Here is a 6,569-nt window from a genome sequence, read left to right on the forward strand (position 1 = left end):
GCGTAATTCGGCCCGCCGCCGCCTTCAGGCGTGACCCAGACGATGTTCTGCGTCGGGTCCTTGATGTCGCAGGTCTTGCAGTGCACGCAGTTCTGCGCGTTGATCTGCAGGCGGTCGGAGTTGTCGGGGTTCTTCACGAACTCGTAGACACCGGCCGGGCAGTAGCGGCTTTCGGGGCCGGCGTATTTCGCCAGGTTGATGTTGACCGGCACGCTCGCGTCTTTCAGCGTCAGGTGCGCGGGCTGGTGCTCTTCGTGGTTGGTGTTGGAGACGAAGACCGAGCTCAGGCGGTCGAAGGTGATCTTGTTGTCGGGCTTGGGGTACACGATGGGCGTGCACTCGGCCGCCGGCTTGAGCTTGGCGTAGTCGGGGATGCTGTTGTGGATGGTCCAGGGCGGGCTCTTGATGCCCAGGCGGGGCAGCAGCCAGTGCTCGATGCCGGTCATGAAGGCGCCGACGTAAAGCCCCTTCTTGAACCAGGACTTGAAGTTGCGCGACTGGTTCAACTCTGCGGCCAGCCAGCTCTTGGCGTAGGCCTCGGGGTAGGCGGCCAGTTCATCATGCTGCCGGCCGGCGGTGACGGCTTCATACGCGGCCTCGGCGGCCAGCATGCCGGACTTGATGGCGGCGTGGCTGCCCTTGATGCGCGCGGCATTGAGGTAACCGGCTTCGCAGCCTATCAGCGCGCCGCCCGGGAACACGGTCTTGGGCAGGCTCAATGCGCCGCCCGCGGTGATGGCGCGCGCGCCGTAGCTGATGCGCTTGCCGCCTTCGAGGTAGGCCTTGATGCTGGGATGCGTTTTCCAGCGCTGCATCTCCTCGAATGGGCTGAGATACGGGTTGCTGTAGTCCAGGCCGGTGACCATGCCCAGCGTGACCTTGTTGTCCTCCAGGTGGTACATGAAGCCGCCGCCGTAGGTCTGGCTGTCCATGGGCCAGCCGGCGGTGTGGATCACCAGGCCCGGCTTGTGTTTGGCCGGGTCGATTTCCCAGAGTTCCTTCACGCCGAGTGCGTAGCCTTGCGGGTCGCGGCCTTCGTCGAGCTTGAAGCGGTTGATCAGCTGGCGGCCCAGGTGGCCGCGCGCGCCTTCGGCGAACACGGTGTATTTGCCGTGCAGCTCCATGCCGAGCTGGAAGTTGCCGGTGGGCTGGCCGTCCTTGCCGACGCCCAGGTTGCCGGTGGCCACGCCCTTGACGGAGCCGTCGTCGTTGTAGAGCACTTCGGCCGCGGCGAAGCCCGGGAAAATTTCAACGCCGAGGTTCTCGGCCTGCTGCGCCAGCCAGCGCACCACGTTGCCCAGGCTGATGACGTAGTTGCCTTCGTTGTGAAAGCAGTCGGGCACAAAAAATGCCGGAGTCTTGACGGCGCTTTTCTCGCTGAGGAACAGCACCTCGTCGGCGGTGACGGGCTGGTTCAGCGGCGCGCCCTGGGCTTTCCAGTCGGGCAGCAGTTCGGTCAGCGCCTTCGGGTCCATCACCGCGCCCGAGAGAATGTGCGCGCCGGGCTCCGAGCCTTTTTCGAGCACCACGACGGACAGCTCCGTGCCTTTTTCGGCCGCCAGCTGTTTCAGTCGGATCGCGGTGGCCAGGCCGCCGGGGCCGCCGCCCACCACGACCACGTCGTATTCCATCGCCTCACGGGGGCCGAACTGGGCCAGAATTTCTTGGGTATTCATCGGGGGACTCGCTGATAATGATTTTTCAGGAAGGATTGTCAGTCTCGCGTTGGATTTTATGTCGCGAATGCGGTGATGCGAACGGTCGTTCTCTTTTGTGCGGTTTAAATAAAGAGAGGAGCCTCTAATGGCTTACAGCATTGATTTGTCGGGACGTGTCGCCCTCGTGACCGGCGCATCGGGCGGGCTGGGCGCCCAGTTCGCCAAAACACTGAGCCGCGCCGGCGCGGCCGTGGTGCTGGCCAGCCGCAGGCTGGACAAGCTCAAGGACCTGCGCGCGCAGATCGAGGCGGCCGGCGGCGACGCGCACGTGGTCGAGCTCGACGTGACCGACCACGCCAGCATCAAGGCCGGCGTGGCCCATGCCGAAACCGAAGTCGGCCCCATCGACATCCTGGTCAACAACTCGGGCGTGAGCACCACGCAGCGCCTCCAGGACGTGGGCGAGGAAGACTACGACTTCATTTTCAATACCAACGTGAAGGGCGCTTTCTTCGTCGCGCAGGAAGTCGGCAAGCGCATGCTGGCCCGTTCGCGCGGCGCGGCGCCGGGCAGTTTCGCCGGCGCGCGCATCATCAACATCGCTTCCATGGCCGGGCTGCGCGTGCTGCCGCAGATAGGCGTGTACTGCATGAGCAAGGCGGCCGTGGTGCAAATGACCAAAGCCATGGCGCTGGAGTGGGGCAAGTTCGGCATCAACGTCAATGCAATCTGCCCCGGCTATATTGACACCGAGATCAACCATCACCACTGGGAAACCGAGCAGGGCAAGAAGCTGGTGCAGATGCTGCCGCGCAAGCGCATCGGCAAGCCGCAGGACCTGGACGCGCTGCTGGTGATGCTGGCGAGCGGTGAAAGCCACTTCGTCAACGGCGCGGTGATAGCCGCCGACGACGGCTTCGGTGTGTGAATTTGGAGAACAACATGATGGATTCCGTAGTGCCCTACCTCGGCCCGATAGGCCTGATCTTCCTGGCCTTGCTCGCGGGCGTGGTCAGCCCCGGGCCCAGCTTTGTGCAGGTCGCGCGCATCGCGGTGTCGCGTTCGCGCGCCGACGGTCTGGCCGCGGCGCTGGGCATGGGCCTGGGCGCGCTGGTGTTCGCCATGCTGGCGCTGGCCGGCTTGCAGGCCTTGCTGGCGGCCTTGCCCGGCGTCTATATGGCGCTCAAGGTCGTGGGCGGGCTCTACCTGATGTGGATCGCCGTCCAGATCTGGCGCGGCGCGCACCAGCCGCTGGAGATGGGCGGCGACGACAAGGCGGCTTCACGCCGCACGGTGCTGCAGTCCTTCCGCCAGGGCCTGGTCACGCAGCTCAGCAACCCCAAGATCGTGGTCGTCTACAGCAGCGTGTTCGCGGCACTGCTGCCCGCGCAGTTCCCTTTGCCCGCCGCCATGCTGGTGCTGGCCGGGGTGCTGGTGATGGAGACCGGCTGGTATGCCGTGGTCGCGGTGGTGCTGTCCTCGGCTGTGCCGCGCGCGGCCTATTTGCGCAGCAAGGCCGTGGTGGACCGCACGGCCGCCGGCGCGATGGGCTTGCTCGGGCTGCGCCTGGTCGCCACCGCGCACACCGCCTGATGCCTGGTAAATGCTGACCGGCATTCTGGCCGGGCTCGCGGCGGGCGCGCTGTGGGGCCTGGTGTTTGTGGCGCCGCGCATGTTGCCCATGGGGGCGGGCGCTTATTCCTCGATTGACCTCACGGCCGGGCGCTTCGCCGTGTATGGCGTGATGGCCGCGGCGGTGATGTTGATCGGCATGCGCACACGCCGCCTGCCCACGCTGCGCCAGGCCGGGGCGGCGCTCTTCATGAGCGTGCTGGGTTTCAGCGGCTACTACCTGCTGCTGGTGCTGGCCATACGCGACGCGGGCACCGAAGTGCCTTCGCTCGTCATCGGCACCATCCCTGTCTGGGTGATGCTGCTGGGCAAGCCGCAGGGCTTGCGCTGGGCGGCGCTGCTGCCGGGGCTTGCGCTGACGCTGGCCGGGCTCGCGCTCATGATGGGCTCCACGCACGCAGCCGGCCAGGGCGTGGCTTTGCATTTCTGGCGCGGCATGCTGTTCGCGGCGGGCTCGCTGGTCTGCTGGACGGCTTTTGCGATCCTCAATTCCGCCTGGCTCAAGCGCCACCCCGAAGTCAACGCCACCGACTGGGCCAACTGGCTGGGCGTGGCCACCGGGCTGGGCGCGCTGCTGATGTGGGGCGTGGCGGGTTCGGATGCCGGCGTGCTGGCCGGGCGTGAAGACCGATGGATGTTTGTGCTGCTGTGCGTGGTCGCCGGCGTGGGCTCGACCTGGCTGGCAACCATCCTGTGGAACATGGCCAGCCAGCGCCTCAGCGCCAGCCTGTGCGGGCAGCTGATCGTCAGCGAAACCATTTTTGCACTGCTGTATTCCTTTGCCTGGGACGGCCATTGGCCCACCCTGGTGCAGCTCACCGCCTGCGTGCTGTTCACGCTGGGCATTCTTGCCTCCATCCGGGCGCATCGTTAGATTGGGTCATCCATCATGAAGATTGAAATTCCCGAAAAGAAAAAGCTGGTCCATGAGATGGTCATCCCGATTCGCTGGGGCGACATGGATGCCATGGGCCACCTCAACAACGGCAGCTACTTCCGTTACCTGGAAACCATACGCATAGACTGGATGTACGCGATAGGCTGCAGGCCCGACCCGCGCGGCGAAGGCCCGGTCATCGTCAACGCGTTCTGCAACTTCTACAAGCAGCTCGAATACCCGGGCGACGTGCTGATGAAGATGTATGTCAGCGACCCGGGCCGCAGCACCTTTGAAAGCTGGGCGACGATGGAGCGCACCGATGCGCCCGGCGTGGTCTGCGCCGCGGGCGGCGCCACCACCATCTGGGTGGATTTTCCGGCGCAGAAGTCACGGCCCCTGCCGGACTGGATGCGCAAGATTGTTGAGTAAGCGCTGCCAAGGACCTTTTACTCCCTCTCCCTCTGGGAGAGGGTTGGGGTGAGGGCCAGCGGCAACCGATAGCCCACCGTCCCATGCACAGGCCGCAGCCCTCACCCCCGCCCTCTCCCGGAGGGAGAGGGAGTAAGTCAAGGCCTCAGCGAACCACGCGAAAGCTGTCCGCGTGTTCTTTCAGCCATCGTTGCGCGAGGCTGCGCGTCTGCTGCCCGGGCGCCGCAAACGCTTCCTGGTCCGGGTGGAAGTCGCGCCTGAAGTAAGCGAACAGCGGTTTCGCGCAATGCCAGACGGCGCCGTTGCGGCCCCAGAAGAATTTGGCCGCGCTCCACCAGGTGCCGGGCTTGAACAGCGTGCCGTCGTGCCAGAGGTTGAGCACCGTCTGCCGTGTCGAATCAACGCTGAACACCAGTACCGCATAGAGGTACCAGCGTATGCGCCAGCGGTAGCTGCCCTTGAGCGCCTGGTAGAGGTCATAGGCCACGGCGCGGTGCTCGGTCTCCTCGGCCGCGTGCCAGCGCCAGAGGGTTTGCATTTTCGGGTCGGCGATGTCCAGCGTGTCGTTGTGGCGCAGCAGGTAGTCGGCCAGCACCGCGGTGAGGTGCTCGTACGCGGCCGTCACCGCGAGGAAGTGGATGGGTAGCGCGCCTTTTTCTTTCGCGTAGGCGATGCGCGCCGTGGCCCAGTGCTGCCAGCGATTGACCAGGCCCTGCGTTTCCAGGTGCGCGTTGTAGAGCGCGTGGATGTGGCGGTGCGTGGCTTCCTGGCCTATGAATTGAGCCGTGGCCTCATGCAGCAGGGCATGTTCGGGCGTGCGCGGCAACAGCGCCGCGCAGTCGCGCACCGCGTCGATAAAGGATTGCTCGCCGACCGGAAAACTCATCGACAAGGCGTTGTGGTACTGGCTCAGAAAGGCGTCGCCGCCATACCAGTGGCGGTCAAAGCCCTGCCCCAGGTCTATCTCCAGCTTGCGCACGGTCAGGCCCGAAGGGTTGGCCGATGCGGCGTTGGGTGCGGCCGCGGCGATGGGGGAATGTGTGGCGGTCGAGGTCATGAAATCCTGGTTCTCAAGTCAAGCCATGCGCATTATTCAGCTTTGCCGGGCGCCTTACAACCCGGTTTTTCATCAGGCCGGCTTGGGCGGCTTGGGCACGCGGCCCATCAGGTAGAACTCGGGGTTGGGCTGCATGCCGCTGAAGTTCGCCATGCGGTTCGACAGGCCGAAGAAGGCCGTGATCGCCGCGATGTCCCAGGCGTCCTCATCGTCAAAACCATGGCCGTACAGCGCCTCGAAGTCGGCATCTTCCATCCGGTCGGCCTGCAGGCAGACCTTCATCGCGAAGTCCAGCATCGCGCGCTGGCGCGGCGTGATGTCGGCCTTGCGGTAGTTCACCGCCACCTGGTCGGCCACCAGCGGCTTCTTTTCGTAGATCCGCAGGATGGCCCCATGCGCCACCACGCAATACAGGCAGTTGTTGGCCGCGCTGGTGGCGGTGACGATCATCTCGCGCTCGCCCTTGCTCAGCGTCCCGTTGGGGTTGGAGCCTTCTTCCTTGAGCATCAACGCATCGTGGTACGCGAAGAAGGCGCGCCATTCTGCGGGGCGGCGCGCCAGTGCGAGGAATACGTTGGGGATGAAGCCGGCTTTTTCCTGGACTTCGAGGATTTTGGTCTTGATGTCACCGGGGAGGGTGTTGAGGTCTGGAGTGGGGTAGCGGGTCATTTTTGTCTCTCTTTCTTTATTGGATTGAGGTAATGATACGGGGGCTGGGGCCGGGTCTTGCGCCGGCGAGCGCGCTGCCTCTGTGCTCTTTGCTGAGGGCGGTTGGCTGGGTCTCGCCCCGGCAGGCGACATACTTTTCTTTGCTTCGCCAAAGAAAAGTACGCAAAAGAAAGGCGACCCTGGTTGCTGCGTCCCTCCGCTTCGCTACGGGCAACCTGCGGTGCTCGGTTCAGGCGTGGTCTCG

General features: G+C 64.8%; 7 protein-coding genes. 4 read left to right on the top strand and 3 right to left on the bottom strand.

All coding sequences use genetic code 11. The annotated features are described in order from the left end of the window. On the bottom strand, nucleotides 1-1,676 hold a 1,676-nt coding region (locus ACLV74_RS25010), incomplete at its 3' end, for an electron transfer flavoprotein-ubiquinone oxidoreductase (RefSeq protein ID WP_411882122.1). Nucleotides 1,677-1,803: 127 nt separating this feature from the next. Between ACLV74_RS25010 and ACLV74_RS25015 the strand changes: the two genes are divergently transcribed. From ACLV74_RS25015 to ACLV74_RS25030, 4 genes are read left to right on the top strand one after another with little or no spacing between them, the layout of a single operon-like run. Next, nucleotides 1,804-2,586 carry an SDR family oxidoreductase gene (locus tag ACLV74_RS25015; protein ID WP_411882123.1) on the top strand — a complete coding sequence of 261 codons (783 nt, stop codon included), beginning with the start codon at nucleotides 1,804-1,806 and terminating at the stop codon, nucleotides 2,584-2,586. Between the two features lie 14 nt (nucleotides 2,587-2,600). Continuing rightward, a complete protein-coding gene (locus tag ACLV74_RS25020; protein WP_411882124.1) occupies nucleotides 2,601-3,251 on the top strand; it encodes a LysE family translocator in 651 nt (216 codons plus the stop codon). Nucleotides 3,252-3,261: 10 nt separating this feature from the next. Continuing rightward, on the top strand, nucleotides 3,262-4,164 hold the full coding sequence (locus ACLV74_RS25025; protein ID WP_411882125.1) for a DMT family transporter: 903 nt from the start codon (nucleotides 3,262-3,264) through the stop codon (nucleotides 4,162-4,164). 15 nt (nucleotides 4,165-4,179) lie between these two features. Further along, the gene (locus tag ACLV74_RS25030) at nucleotides 4,180-4,599 is read left to right on the top strand and encodes an acyl-CoA thioesterase (RefSeq protein WP_411882126.1); all 420 of its coding nucleotides are present in this window, start codon (nucleotides 4,180-4,182) and stop codon (nucleotides 4,597-4,599) included. A gap of 145 nt (nucleotides 4,600-4,744) precedes the next feature. On the opposite strand, the gene ACLV74_RS25035 is transcribed toward ACLV74_RS25030, so the two are convergent. After that, nucleotides 4,745-5,656 (bottom strand): metal-dependent hydrolase, encoded by a 912-nt coding sequence (locus ACLV74_RS25035; protein ID WP_411882127.1) that lies wholly within the window; start codon nucleotides 5,654-5,656, stop codon nucleotides 4,745-4,747. A 72-nt stretch (nucleotides 5,657-5,728) separates the two neighbouring features. Further along, nucleotides 5,729-6,325, bottom strand: coding sequence for a peroxidase-related enzyme (locus ACLV74_RS25040; protein WP_411882128.1), 597 nt, complete (start codon nucleotides 6,323-6,325; stop codon nucleotides 5,729-5,731). Between the last annotated feature and the right edge of the window lie 244 nt (nucleotides 6,326-6,569).

The organism is Polaromonas sp. YR568, from assembly GCF_943369415.1.
Classification (GTDB): domain Bacteria; phylum Pseudomonadota; class Gammaproteobacteria; order Burkholderiales; family Burkholderiaceae_C; genus Polaromonas.

Bases quoted from the DNA above. Each gene is read 5' to 3' on its own strand.
- ACLV74_RS25025 (WP_411882125.1), top strand. From the start codon at position 3,262: ATGCTGACCGGCATTCTGGCCGGGCTCGCGGCGGGCGCGCTGTGGGGC.
- ACLV74_RS25015 (WP_411882123.1), top strand. From the start codon at position 1,804: ATGGCTTACAGCATTGATTTGTCGGGACGTGTCGCCCTCGTGACCGGC.
- ACLV74_RS25035 (WP_411882127.1), bottom strand. From the start codon at position 5,656: ATGACCTCGACCGCCACACATTCCCCCATCGCCGCGGCCGCACCCAAC.
- ACLV74_RS25040 (WP_411882128.1), bottom strand. From the start codon at position 6,325: ATGACCCGCTACCCCACTCCAGACCTCAACACCCTCCCCGGTGACATC.
- ACLV74_RS25030 (WP_411882126.1), top strand. From the start codon at position 4,180: ATGAAGATTGAAATTCCCGAAAAGAAAAAGCTGGTCCATGAGATGGTC.
- ACLV74_RS25020 (WP_411882124.1), top strand. From the start codon at position 2,601: ATGATGGATTCCGTAGTGCCCTACCTCGGCCCGATAGGCCTGATCTTC.